Here is a 16,307-nt window from a genome sequence, read left to right on the forward strand (position 1 = left end):
GGTTCAGCCGCGTTCGCCGACGGCGTCGATCTCGCCGAGATAGGCCGTCCGCACTTTCGGGTCCGTCAGCAGCTCCGCGCCGCTGCCCGACAGCGTGATGCGCCCCGATTCCATGACATACGCGCGCTGCGAGAATTCCAGCGCGAGGTTCGCGTTCTGCTCGACGAGCAGGATCGTCACGCCTTCTTTGCCGACCGAGCGGAGGACTTCGAAGATCTTCTCGACGACCAGCGGCGCGAGCCCCATCGACGGCTCGTCGAGCAGCAGCAATTTGGGGCGCGACAGCAGCGCGCGGCCGATCGCGAGCATCTGCTGCTCGCCGCCGGACAGCGTGCCGGCGACCTGGGCGAGGCGCTCCTTGATGCGCGGCAGCATCGTGTACACGCGTTCCAGGTCGGCTTCGATGCCCGCGGCGTCGCGGCGCGAATACGCGCCCATGCGCAGGTTTTCCTCGACCGTGAGCCGCGTGAAGATGCCGCGCCCTTCGGGCACCAGCGCGATGCCGCGGCGCAGCCGCTTGTGCGCCGGCACCTGCCCGATCCTGTCGCCTTCGTAGAGGATTTCGCCCCGGGCGAGCGGCAGGATGCCGGCGATCGCGTTCAGCGTCGTCGTCTTTCCCGCGCCGTTCGCGCCGATCAGGCTGACGCGCTCGCCGCGGTGGAGCTGCAGGCCGATGCCCTTCACGGCCTGGATGCCGCCGTATGCGATCTGCACGCCGTCGAGCTGCAGCAGCGGCGACGCCGGGTCAGTGTTCATGCCGGCAGCCCCCGCCGAGGTACGCGTTGATGACAGCCTCGTTGGTCTGCACGACGGCGGGGATGTCCTCGGCGATCTTGCAGCCGAAGTCGAGCACCGCGACGCGGTCGCACAGCCCCATCACGAGCTTCACGTCGTGCTCGATCAGCAGCACGGTGATGCCGTCGCGGCGGATCTGCTCGATCAAGAGCTTGAGCTGGGCGGTTTCGGTTGCGTTCATGCCGGCGGCCGGCTCGTCGAGAGCGAGCAGTTGCGGCTCGGTCGCGAGCGCGCGGGCGATCTCGAGGCGGCGCTGGTCGCCGTACGACAGGTTCTTCGCTGTCGCGGTGGTAAAGCGCTCGATGCCGACGTACTTGAGCAGCTCGTACGCGCGTTCGGTCGTCAGGCGCTCCTCCTCGACGGTGTGCCGGTTCTGCACGAGGATGCCGAAGACGCTCGCTTTCGTGCGGATGTGGTGGCCGGCCATGACGTTCTCGAGCGCGGTCAGCTCGCGAAAGAGGCGGATGTTCTGGAATGTGCGCGCGATGCCCTGCGCGACGACGAGGTGCGGCTTGGCCGAAGGCAGCACCGCGCCGTTGAACACGAACTCGCCGCGGTCGGGCGCGTACGCGCCGCTCAGCACGTTGAAGAGCGTCGTCTTGCCGGCGCCGTTCGGCCCGATCAGGCCGTAGATCTCGCCCTTGCCGATCGTCAGCGACACGTCCGACAGCGCCTTCAGGCCGCCGAAGCGCTTGTCGATGCCGCGGGCTTCGAGCAGCGTGATCATCGCGACACTCCGTGGCGTTTCAGGTGTTCGACGTGGGAGTAGCGCGCGTTCGCCGGGATCAGGCCGGCGGGCTTGAGCAGCATCATCAGGATCATCGCCAGCGACAAGAGCAGCATGCGCAGCACCTCGGGGTCGAGCAGCACGGTGCCGAACAGCGTCTGCTGCACCGGCAGCGCGAGGTGGCGCAGGATCTCGGGCAGCGCCGACAGGATCAAGGCGCCTGCGATCGCGCCGGCGACGTTGCCCATGCCGCCGAACACCACCATCGTCAGCACCGCGATCGACTCCATCAGCGAGAAGGATTCGGGCGACACGAAGCCCTGGAACGCACCGAAGAGTCCGCCTGCGACACCGCCGAAAGTCGCGCCGAGCGAGAACGCGAGCAGCTTGAGATTGCGCGTGTTGATGCCGATCGCCTTGGCGGCGAGCTCGTCGTCGCGCATTGCCGCCCACGCGCGCCCGACGCGCGACACCTGCAGGCGCTGGATGAACACGATCGACCCGGCGACGCACGCGAGGAAGAAGTAGTAGTACAGGAACAGCGAGTTGATCGACAGGTTTTCGGTGATATCGAGGTTGCGCGACAGGTCCCAGCCGAACAACACGAGCGGGTCGAGCGCGTTGATGCCCTGCGGCCCGTTCGTGATGTTGACCGGATAGTTCAGGTTGTTGAGGAAGATGCGCACGATCTCGCCGAAGCCGAGCGTGACGATCGCGAGGTAGTCGCCGCGCAGCCGCAGCACCGGAAAGCCGAGCATGATCCCGGCCAGCGCGGCGCAGCCGGCGGCGACCGGCAGCACGATCCAGAACGGCAGGTGCACACCGAAATGCGGCGACGCGAGGAAGGCGGCGGTGTACGCGCCGACCGCGTAGAACGCGATGTAGCCGAGGTCGAGGAGGCCGGCGAAGCCGACGACGAGGTTCAGGCCGAGCGCGAGCATCACGTACAGCAGCGCGAAGTCGAGCACGCGCACCCAGGTGCGGCCGAACAGCACCGCGACGAGCGGCGCGGCGATCGCGACGATGATGATCAGCCAGCGCGCCGCCTGCGGGTTGCGGCGGCCGAGCCAGGGGACGGCCGAAGCGAGCTCGTTCATGGTTCGGCGTTCCCCGTTCAGGCGCGGTCGGACACGCGTTCACCGAGCAGGCCGGTGGGGCGGAAGATGAGCACGAGGCCGAGGATGATGAACGCGAAGATGTCCTGGTAGGACGAATTCAGCAGGCCGAACGTCATGTGCTCGATGTAGCCGGCGCCGAAGGATTCGACGAGGCCGAGCACGATGCCGCCGAGCATCGCGCCGCCGAGGTTGCCGATGCCGCCGAGCACCGCGGCGGTGAAGGCCTTCAGCCCCGGCATGAAACCCATGCCGTAGTGCGCGATGCCGTAGTTGCTCGCGTACATCACGCCCGCAACTGCGGCGAGCGCCGCGTCGATGACGAAAGTCAGCGCGATGATGAGGTTCGTGTCGACGCCCATCAGCGCCGCGACGCGGTGGTTCTCGGCCGTCGCGCGCATCGCCCGGCCGAGCCGGGTCTTCGTCACGAGCACGATCAGCGCGGCCATGATGAGCGCCGAGCCGACGACGATCGTCACCTGGATCGGTGTGACGAACACGCCCGCGACCGGCTGCAGCGGCACGGTCGAGATGAGCTGCGGGAAAGTGTGGTAGTTGCGTCCCCACAGGATCATCGCGATCGTCTGCAGCAGGAACGACATGCCGATCGCGGTGATCAACGGCGCCAGCCGCGGGGCGTTGCGCAGCCGCCGGTAGGCGAGACGTTCCATCGTGTAGCCGAGAAGCATGCATACGGGAATCGCGACGGCGAGCGACAGCGTCAGCATCGCCAGCGGCGACATCCCGGGCGCGGCGCCCATCAGGAACAGCATCGTCTGCAGCGCGGTCATCGCGCCGACCATGACGAGGTCGCCGTGGGCGAAGTTGATCAGCCCGAGGATGCCATAGACCATCGTGTAGCCGAGCGCGACGAGCGCATAGACACTGCCGACGACCAGGCCGTTGACCAGCTGCTGCAGGAAGATTTCCATCGTTACCCTTGTGATGCGGGGGCGACTCCGGAGCGCGATCACCTTCTGTCGCGCCCCGGTTGCGCCCGTGCGCCGTCACGTCCCGGCGAAGCTCACATCGGCGACCACGCGCCGTTCCTGTACTGGTACATCGTCACCGCGCCTTCCTTGATGTCGCCCTTGTCGTCGAACGCGACCGTGCCGATGACGCCCTGGAAGTTCGATTTCTTCAGCGCCGGCAGGTACTTCGACGGCTCGGCCGAATCGGCCGCCTGCATCGCGCGGATGATCGCCGTCGCGGCGTCGTAGGCGTACGGCGAATAGATCTGCACGTCGGTGTTGAAGCGTGCCTTGTAGCGGGTGCGGAACTCCGGCCCGCCCGGCATCTTGTCGATCGCCAGGCCGGGCATCGAGCAGTAGGTGGTGGCGTTGATCGCGTCGCCGGCGAGCTTGATCATCTCCGGGCTGCAGCCGCCGTCGCCGGTGACGAACTTCGCGTCGATGCCGAGCTGCTTCAACTGGCGCAGCATCGGGCCGGCCTGCGCATCCATGCCGCCGAAGAAGATCGCGTCCGGCTTGACGCCGCGGATCTTGGTCAGGATCGCGTTGAAATCGGTCGCCTTGTCGGTCGTGAATTCGCGTGCGACGACCTTGCCACCGGCCGCCTTGACTGCCTTGTCGGTCTCGTCGGCGAGACCCTGGCCGTACGCGGTGCGGTCGTCGATGATCGCGACCGTCTTCGCGCCGAGCGAGCCGACGATGAACTTGCCGAGCATGCCCCCCTGCTGCACGTCATTGGCGATCGTGCGGAACACGCCCGGGTAGCCCTGGCGGGTCAGCGTCGGGTTCGTCGCCGACGGCGACACCATCGGCACGCCGGCCTGGTTGTAGATGCGCGACGCGGGAATCGTCGTGCCCGAGTTCAGGTGGCCGATGACGCCCTTGACGTCGGCATCGACGAGGCGCTGCGCGACGGTCGTGCCGGTGCGCGGGTCGGCCTGGTCGTCCTCGCCCAGCAGTTCGAACCTGACCTTCTTGCCGGCGATCGTCACGCCTTTCGCGTTCGCGTCCTCGATCGCGAGCCTCGCACCGTTCTCGTTGTCCTTGCCGAGGTGGGAGATCGTGCCGGTCAGCGGAGCGACGCTGCCGAGCCTGACGGCCATTTCCTGCGCATGGGCCAGCGACAGGCCGAGCCCCATGACTGCGAGTGCAACAACGCTTCTCTTCATGCTTGCCCCTCCAGTGAAAATCGGAAAACCGGGCTGATGCGCCGCGCGTCCCGTCACCCGCGCCCTCGGCAGCTGCGCGCGGCAAGCCGGCCGTGCCGCCCGGCTGCGGCGACGGACACTGCGGAAAGCGCCACTATACTGCCCGGCAATGACGGCATGGCGAGTCCGCCGCCTCCCGCGCAGCGGAATTTCGCCCCGCTGCGCCGCAGCCGCGTGGCGTCAATGTCGCGCGCTCAGTTCAGCGCTTCCCACTTGCCGTTGCTGAAGCGGTACATCGTGACCCCGCCGTCGCGGATGTCGCCGTTCTTGTCGAACGCGATGGTGCCGGTGATGCCCTGCATGTTCAGCTTCCGCAGCGTCGGCAGGTACTTCTCCGGCTCGGCCGAGCCGGCCGTCTTCATCGCCTCGATCAGCGCCATCGTCGCGTCGTAGCTGTACGGGGCATACAGCTGCACGTCGGTCTTGAAGCGCGCCTTGAAGCGCTCGTTGAACTGCGCGCCGCCGGGCATTTTCGTCATCGGAATGCCCGCCTGCGTGCAGTACGTGTCGGCGCTCATCGCGTCGCCGGCGAGCTTGATCATTTCACTGGTGCACGCGCCGTCGCCGCCGAGGAAGCGCGCGCCGATGCCGAGCTGCTTCATCTGGCGCAGCATCGGTGCGGCCTGCGCGTCCATGCCGCCGAAGAACAGCGCGTCCGGCTGCCTGCCCTTGATTTTCGTCAGGATCGCGGTGAAGTCAGTCGCCTTGTCGGTGGTGAATTCGCGCCCGACGATCTGCACGCCCTGCTGCTTCAGGCTGTCGGCGAACGCGTCGGCGAGCCCCTGTCCGTACGCGGTGCGGTCATCGATGATCGCGACCTTGCCGACCTGCAGGTTCTGCGCCGCATGCCTGGCCATCGCAGCGCCCTGCTGCAGGTCGTTCGCGATGACGCGAAACGTGACCTCGTACCCCTGCAGCGTGAGCTTCGGGTTCGTCGATGACGGCGTGATCACCGGTATGCCGGCCTGTTCGTAGATGCGCGACGCCGGAATCGATGCCCCCGACGTGACGTGGCCGACGACGCCCTTGACGTCGGCGTCGGTGAGGCGCTGCGCAACCGTCGTCGCAACGCGCGGGTCGGCCTGGTCGTCCTCGCCGACGAGTTCGAACTGCACCTTCCGGCCGCCGATCGTGATGCCCTTCGCATTGGCGTCTTCGACCGCCAGGCGCGCACCATTTTCGCCGTCCTTGCCGATGTGGGAGATGGGGCCCGTCAGCGGCCCGGCGTGGCCGATCTTCACTAACGTCTGGGCGTGGGCCGACCAACCGAAGCCGACCAGTGCGAGTGCGAGCAATGTCCTTTTCATGAGGCTCCTCCCGGATGGATGCAGGTCACCAGCGGCAGCGACTTGATTCGCACGCCGGCATGATGCGATTCTAGCCCACGGCACGATAGCCATCGGAGCCGTCCGGCATCGGGGAGAAACCAGTCCATGAAGCGCCTTTTCCTGCTTCTGTGCAGCGTGCTCGCGGCCATCGGCCTGCCCGCGTGCGACTATTTCAACTTGCAGGAACTCAAGCCCGGGGTGTCCACGGCGATGGATGTGCGCGACCGCTTCGGCCCTCCCGGCATGGAGTGGAAGAACGACGACGGCTCGGTGACGTGGGAATATTCGCGCCAGCCCGAGGGCACGAAGTGCTACATGATCACGATCGGCGCCGATAACGTACTGCGCAGCATCGACCAGGTGTTGAACGAAACGGGCTTCGCGCGCATCCAACGCGGCATGACCGGCGACGAAGTGCGCCGCGTGCTGGGCAAGCCGGCGTCGCGCCAGTACTTCGAGCTGGGCAAGGAAACCGTGTGGAACTGGCGCATCGAGCCTCCGCCGCCTGCGAGCGATCCGACATTCTTCACGGTCCATTTCAACAGCGACGGGCGCGTCGCGAAGACGAGCCGAAACACCGAATATCGAGGAGGCTGAATGGCCTGCCGCATCCTCACCATGCTCGCGCTGCTGATCCTCTCCGGCTGCGCGGCCTTCGCCCCGCCGCCTCCGCTGACGACCGAAGCCGAGGCGCTGGCCGTGCACGGCGAACCGACCCAGCGCTGGGACAACGGCGATGGCACAACGACGCTGGAATACTCCACGCAGCCGTACGGACATCGCACGCTGATGGTGACCGTCGACGCGAGCGGCGTCGTGATCGACCAGTACGACGCGCTCTCCGACGAGAATCTCACCCGGGTCAAGCCGGGCATGACGCAGGACGAAGTGTCGCGCCTGCTCGGCACGCACCGCTCGGTGCAGGTGTTCAAGCTCAGCGGCGAGGAGGTGTGGGACTGGAACGTGTACAACGACGGCCCGGGCGTCGCGACGCTGTTCAACGTGCATTTCATCGATGGCAGGGTCGTGCGCACGAGCCGCACCTACGTCTATCCCCGCGACGGCATGGTGTTCGGCCACTGGTACCCGTATTCCTATCGCTACCCGTACGGCTACCCGTTTTCATATTGGTCGCCCTACTGGGGCTTCGGATGGCACGGCTACCCGTGGTGAGGCCGCGGACCGTTGCTCCGGGCGGACTGGTGAAGGCGGCCGAACCGACCGGCTGACGCTTTTCGCCCCGCGCGCCGGCGGTCCGCTGCCACGCGACGTTTTACGGTTCGAGCACTGCCGGTGCGGCGGCCACGGGGCTATTCACCTGGACGCTGATCGTAGCGCTGAGGCCGGGGCCGTACGACTGGTGCAGGCCGTCGGCGAACTGGAGCGTGAGCGTGTGCTTTCCGGGGGCGAGCTTGAGCGTGGTTTCCGTCTGGCCCTTGCCGAAATGCAGGTGCGTCGCATCGGTCGGCACCGGTTTGCCGGCTTCGATCGGCTTGCCATCGACAATCAGGTGATGATGCCCGGAGCCCTCGGCGAGCTGGCCCGCGGGTTGCACGCGTATGCCCTCGACGCCCATCTTTACCGTGAATTCCTGGGGCACCGCCGCACTGTCGGCGGGCTCGATGAAATAGACGCGACCGGCCGCCGTCGCGAGCGGCGACAAGATCGCGGCAGCAGCAAGGACGGCAAGGGAAAGAATTTTTTTCATATCGGCTCTCCGTTGGTTCACCTGCAGGGGATTTCATCCTAGACCCGGGCAGTGCGGATTTCGCGGCCGATTCAGTACCGCTGCGGGTTAAAGTGCCAGCGCTCAGTGACGCGAAGTGGTGCGATGAACGCACCGCTTCTTGAACGCTACCGTGACCGGATCGCCGGTGTTGACCTGTTACGACCGGATGGTCATTACCGGTTGTCAGCTATGCCAGCAAAGGGACGGCTGCCACTACACCGCGAGCTTGCCGCGCGCGAGCAGGCCGCGCACAGTCTCCTGCAGGTCGGCCGGCAGCACGACGAGCTTGGCACTGTCGGCCGAACCCATGCGCTCGATCGCGGCGATGTATTTCTCGCCGAGTATGTACATCATCGGCCCGGGCTGGTCGCCGATCGCGGCGGCGACGCGGCGGATCGCTTCGGCGGAAGCTTCGGCGAGCATCACTTGGGCGTCGGCGTCGCGTTTCGCCGATTCGAGGCGCGCCTCGGCTTCGAGGATCGCGGCCTGCTTCGCGCCTTCGGCCTTGGTCACCGCGGCTTTCCTCTCGCGCTCGGCGGCGGCCTGCAGTTCCATCGCGCGCTGCATCGATGCGGATGGCTTGATGTCCTGGATCTCGACCGACTTGACGGTGAGGCCCCAGTCGACGGCTTCGTCGGCGATGCTCTCGCGCAGCCGCGCCTTGATCTTGTCGCGCGACGACAGCGCGGCGTCGAGCTCCATTTCGCCGACGATCGAGCGCAGCGTCGTCATGATCAGGTTGCGGATCGCCTCGGCGAAGTCCGTGACGCCATACACCGCCTTGACCGGGTCGGTGACCTTGATGAACGCAATCGCGTTGGTGAGGATCACCGCGTTGTCGCGCGTGATGACCTCCTGCTCCTGCACGTCGAGGATGATGTCCTTGGTGACGAGCTTGTAGGCCACCTTGTCGAGGTAAGGAATGATGACGTTGAGGCCGGGTTTCAGCGTGCCGTGGTACTTGCCGAGGCGCTCGACGATCCATTCCTCGCCCTGCGGCAGGATGCGCACGCCTTTCGCGAGCGTGACGACGACGAAGATCAGGACTGCGACGACGACGATGAACCCTTCGCTCATGGAACCCCCTTGCTCAGGCTTTGACGACTTTCAGGAAACTGCCTTCGACCGCGACGACGCGCACGCGCTCGCCGGCGGGAATCTCGCTCTCGGCGAGGCATACCCATTCCTCGGCGCCCAGCACCGGGCGCTGGAAGCGCACCCGGCCGCGCTGGAACGGCGCAACCGCGCCGACGAGCAGGCCGACCTCGCCGATGACCTCGCCGGCGGAGGTGCCGATGCGGGTCTTGTGAAAGCCGGGCTTGAACACGCGGAACCACAGCGCGACCATCGCGAGCGAGAGCGCGGTCCACAGCGCGAGCTGGGTCGTAAGCGTGAGCGCCGGCGCGGCGAGCACGACGAGCGCCATCACGAGGGCGGCGACGCCGAACCAGATCACGAAGAAGGACGGGATCGCCAGTTCGGCGAGAATCAGCACGATGCCTGCGACCGCCCACTGCCACCATTCGATATTCATGGCGCCCTCCTTTGCGGCGATTGTAACGGGATGTGGCGGGCATGTGCGCCGGCGTGATCCGGATCGACGACGTGGCCACCGGTCAGGTGGCATCCGCTCATGAGCTGCCTTGGCACGCCGCGGCAAATTCCCTAAAATTACTCCCTTGCTGAGGAGCGCTGCGACCCGCGACGGGCTGTGACTGCCGGGGCCAGGCTCAGCAACCGAACAACGGCGCTCGCAAACCACCCACCGGGGTTTGCCGCGCCGTTTGCTTTTGCGCGCTTTTTGCGGCTTCTGCCCGGTGCCTGAACCGCACGAGCGAGGTAGAACCATGCAAGCCGACCGTACCGAAGAACTCCGCGATCTTCTTTCCCGCCGCATCCTGATCCTCGACGGGGCGATGGGCACGATGATCCAGCAGCACAAGCTCGGCGAACCGGATTATCGCGGCGAAAGGTTCCGCGACCACCCGAAGGACCTGAAGGGCAACAACGACCTGCTGGTGCTGACGCGCCCGGACGTCGTTGCCGGCATCCATCGCGCCTATCTCGACGCCGGCGCGGACATCATCGAAACGAACACCTTCAACGGCACCCGCGTGTCGCAGGCCGAATACGGTCTTGGCGATTGCGCGTACGAGATCAACGTCGCCGGCGCGCGGTTGGTGCGCGAGCTGTGCGACAAGTACACGGCGCAGAACCCCGAAAAGCCGCGCTTCTGCGCCGGCGTGCTCGGGCCGACGTCGCGCACGCTGTCGATCTCGCCCGACGTCAATGATCCGGGCTTTCGCAACGTCACGTTCGAAGCGCTCGTCGACGACTATTACGACTCGGCGCGCGGTCTGCTCGAAGGCGGTGCGGACCTGCTGCTGATCGAGACGATCTTCGACACCCTGAACGCAAAGGCGGCGATCTTCGCCGTCGAGAAGCTGTTCGCGGAACTCGTCTGCGAAGGGGGCAACCGCGTGCCGGTGATGATCTCCGGCACGATCACCGACGCGTCGGGGCGCACGCTGTCGGGCCAGACCGCGGAAGCGTTCTGGAACTCGCTCGCGCACGCGCGGCCGATCTCGTTCGGCCTGAACTGCGCGCTCGGCGCGAAGGAACTGCGCCAGTACGTCGAGGAACTGTCGAACCTCTGCGACACGCACGTCTCGGCGCACCCGAACGCCGGCCTGCCGAATCCGCTGTCGCCGACCGGCTACGACGAGACGCCGGAACATCTCGCGCGCGACATCCGCGAATGGGCCCAATCGGGGCTCGTCAACATCGTCGGCGGCTGCTGCGGCACGACGCCGGCGCACATCAAGGCGATCGCCGACATCGTTTCCGGTCTCGCGCCGCGCGCGGTGCCGGTGCTCGAGAAGAAGCTGCGCCTGTCCGGCCTCGAGCCCTTCAACGTCGGCGCCGACAGCCTGTTCGTGAACGTCGGCGAGCGCACCAACGTCACCGGTTCGAAAGCCTTCGCGCGGATGATCCTCGAAGGCCGCTTCGACGACGCGCTCGCGGTCGCACGCCAGCAGGTCGACAACGGCGCGCAGGTCATCGACATCAACATGGACGAGGCGATGCTCGACTCGCTGGCGGCGATGGAGCGCTTCCTCAAGCTCATCGCGTCCGAGCCGGACATTTCGCGCGTGCCGATCATGCTCGACTCGTCGAAGTGGAGCGTCATCGAGGCGGGCCTGAAGTGCATCCAGGGCAAGGGCGTCGTCAATTCGATTTCGATGAAGGAGGGCGAAGCCGAGTTCCTGCGCCAGGCGCGGCTGTGCCGCCAGTACGGCGCCGCGGTCATCGTCATGGCCTTCGACGAGCGGGGCCAGGCCGACACGTTCGAGCGCAAGACGGGCATCTGCGCCCGCGCGTACGAACTGCTCACCGGCATCGGCTTTCCGCCCGAAGACATCATCTTCGATCCGAACATCTTCGCCATCGCGACCGGCATCGAGGAGCACGACAACTACGCCGTCGATTTCATCAACGCGGTCGCGTGGATCAAGGCGAACCTGCCTTTTGCCAAGACGTCCGGCGGCGTGTCGAACGTCAGTTTCAGCTTCCGCGGCAACGACGCGGTGCGCGAGGCGATCCACACGGTGTTCCTGTACCACGCGATCCGTGCCGGCCTGTCGATGGGCATCGTCAACGCCGGGCAGCTGGGCGTCTATGACGACCTGGATCCGGTGCTGCGCGACAAGGTCGAGGACGTCGTGCTGAACAGGCATGCGGGCGCCGGCGAGGCGCTCGTCGAGGCGGCGCAGAGCGTCAAGGAAGGCCGGGCGAAGAACGCCGGGCCGGACCTCGCGTGGCGCGCGCTGCCGGTCGAGGAGCGGCTGTCGCACGCGCTCGTCAAAGGCATCACCGACTTCGTCGTCGCCGACACCGAGGAAGTGCGCGCGAAGCTCGAAGCCGAAGGCCGCCCGCCGTTGTCGGTCATCGAAGGCCCGCTGATGGCCGGCATGAACGTCGTCGGCGACCTCTTCGGCGCCGGCAAGATGTTCCTGCCGCAGGTCGTGAAATCCGCGCGCGTGATGAAGCAGGCGGTCGCGCACCTGATCCCGTACATCGAAGCCGAGAAGCTCAGGACCGGCGCGACGTCGAAAGGCCGCATCGTTGTCGCGACCGTCAAGGGCGACGTGCACGACATCGGCAAGAACATCGTCGGCGTCGTGCTCGGTTGCAACGGCTACGAAATCATCGACCTCGGCGTGATGGTGCCGGCGGAGAAGATCCTGAACGCCGCGCGCGAGCACGGCGCCCAGGCGATCGGCCTGTCGGGGCTGATCACGCCGTCGCTCGAGGAGATGAGCCACGTCGCCGCCGAAATGCAGCGCCAGGGCTTCGCCGACGGCATGCCGTTGCCGCTCCTGATCGGGGGTGCTACGACGAGCCGCGCGCACACCGCGATCAAGATCGCGCCGCACTACAACGGCCCGGTCGTGTATGTGCCGGACGCGTCGCGCGCGGTCGGCGTCGTCACCGCGCTGCTGTCCGAAGGTGGCGCCGCGGACTTCAAGACGCAGCTCGCCGCCGACTACGACAAGATCCGCGCGCAGCACGCGAACAAGAAGGGTGTGCAGCTTGTGAGCCTGGAAGCGGCGCGCGCGAACGCGTTTCGCACCGACTGGGCAGCCGTTCCGGCCGCGGCGGGCGACGAGCCCGGCGAAGTCCGCGAAGCGAAGGCGGGTGCGGGCTATCTGCCGCCGAAGCCGAACACGTTCGGCGTGCACGCACTCGACGTGCCGCTCGCCGAGCTTGTCCCGTTCATCGACTGGGGGCCGTTCTTCCAGACCTGGGACCTCGCCGGCAGCTACCCGAAGATCCTCGACGACGAGCTCGTCGGCGAGACCGCGCGCAGCGTGTTTGCCGATGGCCGGGCGCTGCTCGAGCGCGTCATCGCCGAAAGCTGGTTGCAGGTGCGCGCCGTGTTCGGCCTGTTCCCGGCGAACAGCCTCGGCGACGACATCGCGTTCTACGGTGACGAGACGCGCTCGGCGGCGCTGATGATGTGGCACGGCCTGCGCCAGCAGCACGAACGCCCGGCGGACAAGCCGCATTACTGCCTCGCGGATTTTGTCGCGCCGAAGGATTCGGGCGTTGCCGATTACGCCGGCGCGTTCGCGGTCACCGCCGGCATCGGCATCGAGAAGAGGCTCGCCGACTTCCACGCCGTGCACGACGACTATCACGCGATCATGCTCAAAAGCCTCGCCGACCGGCTCGCCGAAGCCTGCGCCGAGTGGCTGCATGCGCGCGTGCGCAGGGAGTTCTGGGGCTATGCCGCCGACGAGGCGCTCGACAACGACGCGCTGATCCGCGAGCAATATCGCGGCATCCGCCCGGCGCCGGGCTACCCGGCGTGCCCGGACCACACCGTCAAGGCCGCACTGTTCGAGCTGCTCGATGCGCCGAGGAACGCCGGCATGGCGCTGACCGAATCCTTCGCGATGAGTCCGGCGGCCTCCGTCAGCGGCTTCTATTTCGCGCACCCGGACGCCCGTTATTTCGCGATCCCGAAGATCGGTCGCGACCAGCTCGAGGACTGGGCGCAGCGCACCGGCATGACGGTCGACGCCGCCGCGCGCTGGCTCGCGCCGCTGCTGTGAGTCCCGTGTCACAGCCGGCTGCGGCGAGAACGAACGCGTCCGGGATGTTTTAGCGAACCCCGCATCCGGCCGGCATCGCCCGCATCGCATGTTTTCACCTCGACAGGTGCATTACAGATGACGAAAGAACATTTGCTGTTCGGCGACGCCTACCAACCGCGCGAGATCGCGCGACGGGTCGAGGCGCTCGGGGTCGTGAAGGCCCGCGCGGACGCGCTGACAATTCTCGTGCTCGCGGTGCTCGCCGGCGCGTTCATTTCGCTCGGCGCGCTCTTCTTCACGATCGTCGTGACCGGCAGCAACCTCGGCTTCGGTGTCACGCGCTTGCTCGGCGGTCTGAGTTTCTGCCTCGGTCTGGTCCTCGTCGTGATCGGCGGCGCGGAACTCTTCACCGGCAACAACCTCCTCGCGATGGCGTGGGCGAGCGGCATGATCAGCGCGCGCGACGTGTTGAGGAACTGGTGCCTCGCTTATCTCGGTAACGTCGTCGGCTGTCTCGGTACGGTGCTGCTCGTCGTCTGGGCCGACAGCGCTGCGCTCGGCGGCGGCACGGTCGGCGAGACCGCGCTGCAGATCGCCCGAACGAAGGCGGACCTGCCGCTGCGCGAGGCGTTCGTGCGCGGCATCCTGTGCAACACACTGGTGTGCCTTGCGGTCTGGCTCGCGATGGGCGGTCACAGCGTGACCGACAAGTTCCTCGCGATCCTGCTGCCGATCAGCGCCTTCGTCGCGATCGGCTTCGAACATTCGATCGCCAACTGGTTTTTCCTGCCGTTCGGCCTCGCGCTGGACGGGCAGGGTAGCGTGTCGATGCCGGGCGCCGCCCGCAACCTGGCGGCGGTCACCGCCGGCAACATCCTCGGCGGCACGCTGCTCGTCGCCGGTGTGTACTGGCTCGCCTATCTGAGGAACGGCTCGCCGCGGGATGGCCCGTCGTCGTAGCCCGCGTAGTGCGGAAAAGCGCAGCGCGCTCCCGCTTGAGCGGCTCGCATTGCGGCCGGGCGGCATCGCGCCTCGCTGGGGCCAAGGCGCGAAGCATTCCGCAGTCAGTGAGCCGCTTCGCGCGCGCTTCAACGCATGTCGAATGCTTCCTGATGGAAGCGCAAGCGCCCGCGCCACGCCCGCGCGAGACCGCTCCGAAGCTGCTCGGCAAACGCCCGCGGGCCGCAGAACCACACTTCGGCGCGCTGTCGGCAATCATGCAAGGTCGCCAGCCTTTCCGCAGTCAGCGCGCCATGCCGAGCGGTATCGTGAACATGCAGTGTGACCGATGGCAGGTCTTGGCACAGCGTTTCCAGTCGCCCGACGAAAGGATCGTCCGCGCCGGCGCGGGTGCAGTAGTGCAGGTCGGCGAGCGGCGCTGCGGCGGGACTTGCCCGAAGCGCGTCGAGCCAGGCGAGGAAAGGCGTGATGCCGATTCCCCCGGCGACCCAGATCTGCCTCGCCTTGCGGTCCTGACGCGCCAGTTCGAAGCGCCCATACGGGCCCTCGACGGTGACGGCCTGGCCGACTGCGATGCGGCGCGAGAGCTCACGCGTGTAGTCACCCAGCGCCTTGATCTGGAACCCCACGCTGCGGTCGCCCTGGTCGGCGCTGGCGATCGTGAAGGGATGCGCGCCCTCGATGCGATTGAAGGTCACGAACGCGAACTGCCCCGCCTGGTGTCCGCGCCAATTCCCGTCGAGGCGACACACCACTTCGGTCACCTCCGCCGCAGGCGATGACACCGCGGTCACGATGCCACGCGCCTGCCGACCGCGGCCGATGCGCCCGGCCAGGGACCAGACGGCGGCAACCGTGCCGGCCGATAATGCCACTGCAAGCAGCAACCCGGCCGGCTCGCTCCAGTAAGCCGTCGGCGCCAGCACGGCGGCATGGAATGCGAGCATCAGATACAGCACCGGCATCGCGCGGTGAATGTGTCGCCAGAATTTGTACGGAAAGCGCTTCCATAGCGCGAGGATGATCATCGCGAGAACGAGGTAGATCGCGAATTCGCCGAGCTCCTCCCCGGCATCCCGGAGCGTATCGAGCACGCCCGAGACGTTGTCGTCAGCCCCGCGGCCGGCTTCGCCGTACCACTTTTCGATCACGTCGTCGGACATCTCGAGCAGCCAATGCAATGAGGCGAAGCCGGCGGCCAGAATGCCCGCCCACTTGTGCAGTCGATAAGCGCGGTCCATGCCCCCGAGCAGGCGCTCGACCCCGGGCGGTCGCGTCGCCATCACCATCGCCAGCGACATCAATGCAATCGCGAGCAGGCCGCTCAGGTAGAGCCCCTGTTCGTAGACGACCCAGGGCACTGATCCCGAGCCCGCACCGTTCACGGCAAGGTCCCAGCCCCAGGCTCCGGCAACAAGGGCGATCAATGCAGTCAGTGTGGGAATCATGCGCGTTCTCCGACGGGGGGGAATGGCTGGCAATCTGAGCAATCAGCTCAGGTGATGGATGACGCTCAGACCGTACATAGCCTTGGCTCAAGACTTCTTCGTCTTAGCCTCGACGACACTGCCGTCGACCGGGTTGTGGTAGATCTCGACCTTGTTGCCGTCCTTGTCCGTGCCATATAGCTCATAGCAATTCCCCTTCGTGATCTGGAAGCGCTCGAGCGTGTAGCCGGCGTCGACGAGCTTCCTGAGCATGGTCGTTTGCGGCATCCAGCTGCTTTCCGGGGTTTCGGTGCACGTCGGGCCGGCGAACGCGGTGGTGCCAACCAGCACGCTGGAAGCGGCGACGATGAGATGACGAAGTTTCATGACTGTTCTCCTTTCATGCCGGGATGGCATGGAATCCATTCTGTGGAAACGGAGATGAAT

General features: G+C 66.6%; 15 protein-coding genes and 1 riboswitch. Of the genes, 4 read left to right on the forward strand and 11 right to left on the reverse strand.

Annotated features, from left to right (window positions below; translation table 11 throughout):
• Nucleotides 1-3: 3 nt before the first annotated feature.
• The 6 genes from pbN1_RS09515 to pbN1_RS09540 all read right to left on the reverse strand — a co-directional run bounded on the left by pbN1_RS09515 (nucleotide 4) and on the right by pbN1_RS09540 (nucleotide 6,123).
• Nucleotides 4-756: an ABC transporter ATP-binding protein gene (locus pbN1_RS09515; protein WP_169202672.1), complete on the reverse strand. Its 753-nt coding sequence runs from the start codon at nucleotides 754-756 to the stop codon at nucleotides 4-6.
• On the reverse strand, nucleotides 746-1,522 hold the full coding sequence (locus pbN1_RS09520; RefSeq protein WP_169202671.1) for an ABC transporter ATP-binding protein: 777 nt from the start codon (nucleotides 1,520-1,522) through the stop codon (nucleotides 746-748). Before pbN1_RS09520 ends, pbN1_RS09515 begins: the two co-directional genes overlap by 11 nt.
• On the reverse strand, nucleotides 1,519-2,619 hold the full coding sequence (locus tag pbN1_RS09525) for an ABC transporter permease subunit (protein ID WP_169202670.1): 1,101 nt from the start codon (nucleotides 2,617-2,619) through the stop codon (nucleotides 1,519-1,521). The genes pbN1_RS09520 and pbN1_RS09525 overlap by 4 nt, the downstream gene beginning before the upstream one ends.
• 17 nt (nucleotides 2,620-2,636) lie before the next feature.
• Entirely contained in the window at nucleotides 2,637-3,569 is a 933-nt protein-coding gene (locus tag pbN1_RS09530) for a branched-chain amino acid ABC transporter permease (RefSeq protein WP_169202669.1), read from the reverse strand.
• Nucleotides 3,570-3,661: 92 nt separating this feature from the next.
• Nucleotides 3,662-4,777 carry a branched-chain amino acid ABC transporter substrate-binding protein gene (locus pbN1_RS09535; protein WP_169202668.1) on the reverse strand — a complete coding sequence of 372 codons (1,116 nt, stop codon included), beginning with the start codon at nucleotides 4,775-4,777 and terminating at the stop codon, nucleotides 3,662-3,664.
• A gap of 233 nt (nucleotides 4,778-5,010) precedes the next feature.
• Nucleotides 5,011-6,123, reverse strand: a complete 1,113-nt coding sequence (locus pbN1_RS09540; protein WP_169202667.1) for a branched-chain amino acid ABC transporter substrate-binding protein — start codon at nucleotides 6,121-6,123, stop codon at nucleotides 5,011-5,013.
• Between the two features lie 126 nt (nucleotides 6,124-6,249).
• On the opposite strand from pbN1_RS09540, the gene pbN1_RS09545 reads away from it, so the two are divergent.
• Nucleotides 6,250-6,741 carry an outer membrane protein assembly factor BamE gene (locus tag pbN1_RS09545; RefSeq protein WP_169202666.1) on the forward strand — a complete coding sequence of 164 codons (492 nt, stop codon included), beginning with the start codon at nucleotides 6,250-6,252 and terminating at the stop codon, nucleotides 6,739-6,741.
• Complete coding sequence (gene bamE, locus pbN1_RS09550) at nucleotides 6,742-7,317, forward strand: outer membrane protein assembly factor BamE domain-containing protein (protein WP_169202665.1); 576 nt, start codon at nucleotides 6,742-6,744, stop codon at nucleotides 7,315-7,317.
• A gap of 100 nt (nucleotides 7,318-7,417) precedes the next feature.
• Here the strand turns inward: bamE and pbN1_RS09555 are convergent, their stop codons facing one another.
• The 3 genes from pbN1_RS09555 to pbN1_RS09565 all read right to left on the reverse strand — a co-directional run bounded on the left by pbN1_RS09555 (nucleotide 7,418) and on the right by pbN1_RS09565 (nucleotide 9,407).
• The gene (locus pbN1_RS09555) at nucleotides 7,418-7,852 is read right to left on the reverse strand and encodes a DUF4399 domain-containing protein (RefSeq protein WP_169202664.1); all 435 of its coding nucleotides are present in this window, start codon (nucleotides 7,850-7,852) and stop codon (nucleotides 7,418-7,420) included.
• Between the two features lie 234 nt (nucleotides 7,853-8,086).
• Entirely contained in the window at nucleotides 8,087-8,950 is an 864-nt protein-coding gene (locus pbN1_RS09560) for an SPFH domain-containing protein (protein ID WP_169202663.1), read from the reverse strand.
• 13 nt (nucleotides 8,951-8,963) lie between these two features.
• The gene (locus tag pbN1_RS09565) at nucleotides 8,964-9,407 is read right to left on the reverse strand and encodes an NfeD family protein (RefSeq protein WP_169202662.1); all 444 of its coding nucleotides are present in this window, start codon (nucleotides 9,405-9,407) and stop codon (nucleotides 8,964-8,966) included.
• A gap of 144 nt (nucleotides 9,408-9,551) precedes the next feature.
• Nucleotides 9,552-9,633, forward strand: a riboswitch (S-adenosyl-L-homocysteine riboswitch).
• Between the two features lie 87 nt (nucleotides 9,634-9,720).
• Between pbN1_RS09565 and metH the strand changes: the two genes are divergently transcribed.
• A complete protein-coding gene (metH, locus tag pbN1_RS09570) occupies nucleotides 9,721-13,491 on the forward strand; it encodes a methionine synthase (protein WP_169202661.1) in 3,771 nt (1,256 codons plus the stop codon).
• Between the two features lie 117 nt (nucleotides 13,492-13,608).
• Nucleotides 13,609-14,433 carry a formate/nitrite transporter family protein gene (locus pbN1_RS09575; protein ID WP_169202660.1) on the forward strand — a complete coding sequence of 275 codons (825 nt, stop codon included), beginning with the start codon at nucleotides 13,609-13,611 and terminating at the stop codon, nucleotides 14,431-14,433.
• Nucleotides 14,434-14,561: 128 nt separating this feature from the next.
• Here the strand turns inward: pbN1_RS09575 and pbN1_RS09580 are convergent, their stop codons facing one another.
• Nucleotides 14,562-15,881 carry a ferredoxin reductase family protein gene (locus pbN1_RS09580; protein WP_169202659.1) on the reverse strand — a complete coding sequence of 440 codons (1,320 nt, stop codon included), beginning with the start codon at nucleotides 15,879-15,881 and terminating at the stop codon, nucleotides 14,562-14,564.
• An 87-nt stretch (nucleotides 15,882-15,968) separates the two neighbouring features.
• Nucleotides 15,969-16,247, reverse strand: coding sequence for a PepSY domain-containing protein (locus tag pbN1_RS09585; RefSeq protein ID WP_169202658.1), 279 nt, complete (start codon nucleotides 16,245-16,247; stop codon nucleotides 15,969-15,971).
• Nucleotides 16,248-16,307 lie beyond the last annotated feature (60 nt).

This window comes from Aromatoleum bremense (genome assembly GCF_017894365.1).
GTDB classification, from domain to species: domain Bacteria; phylum Pseudomonadota; class Gammaproteobacteria; order Burkholderiales; family Rhodocyclaceae; genus Aromatoleum; species Aromatoleum bremense.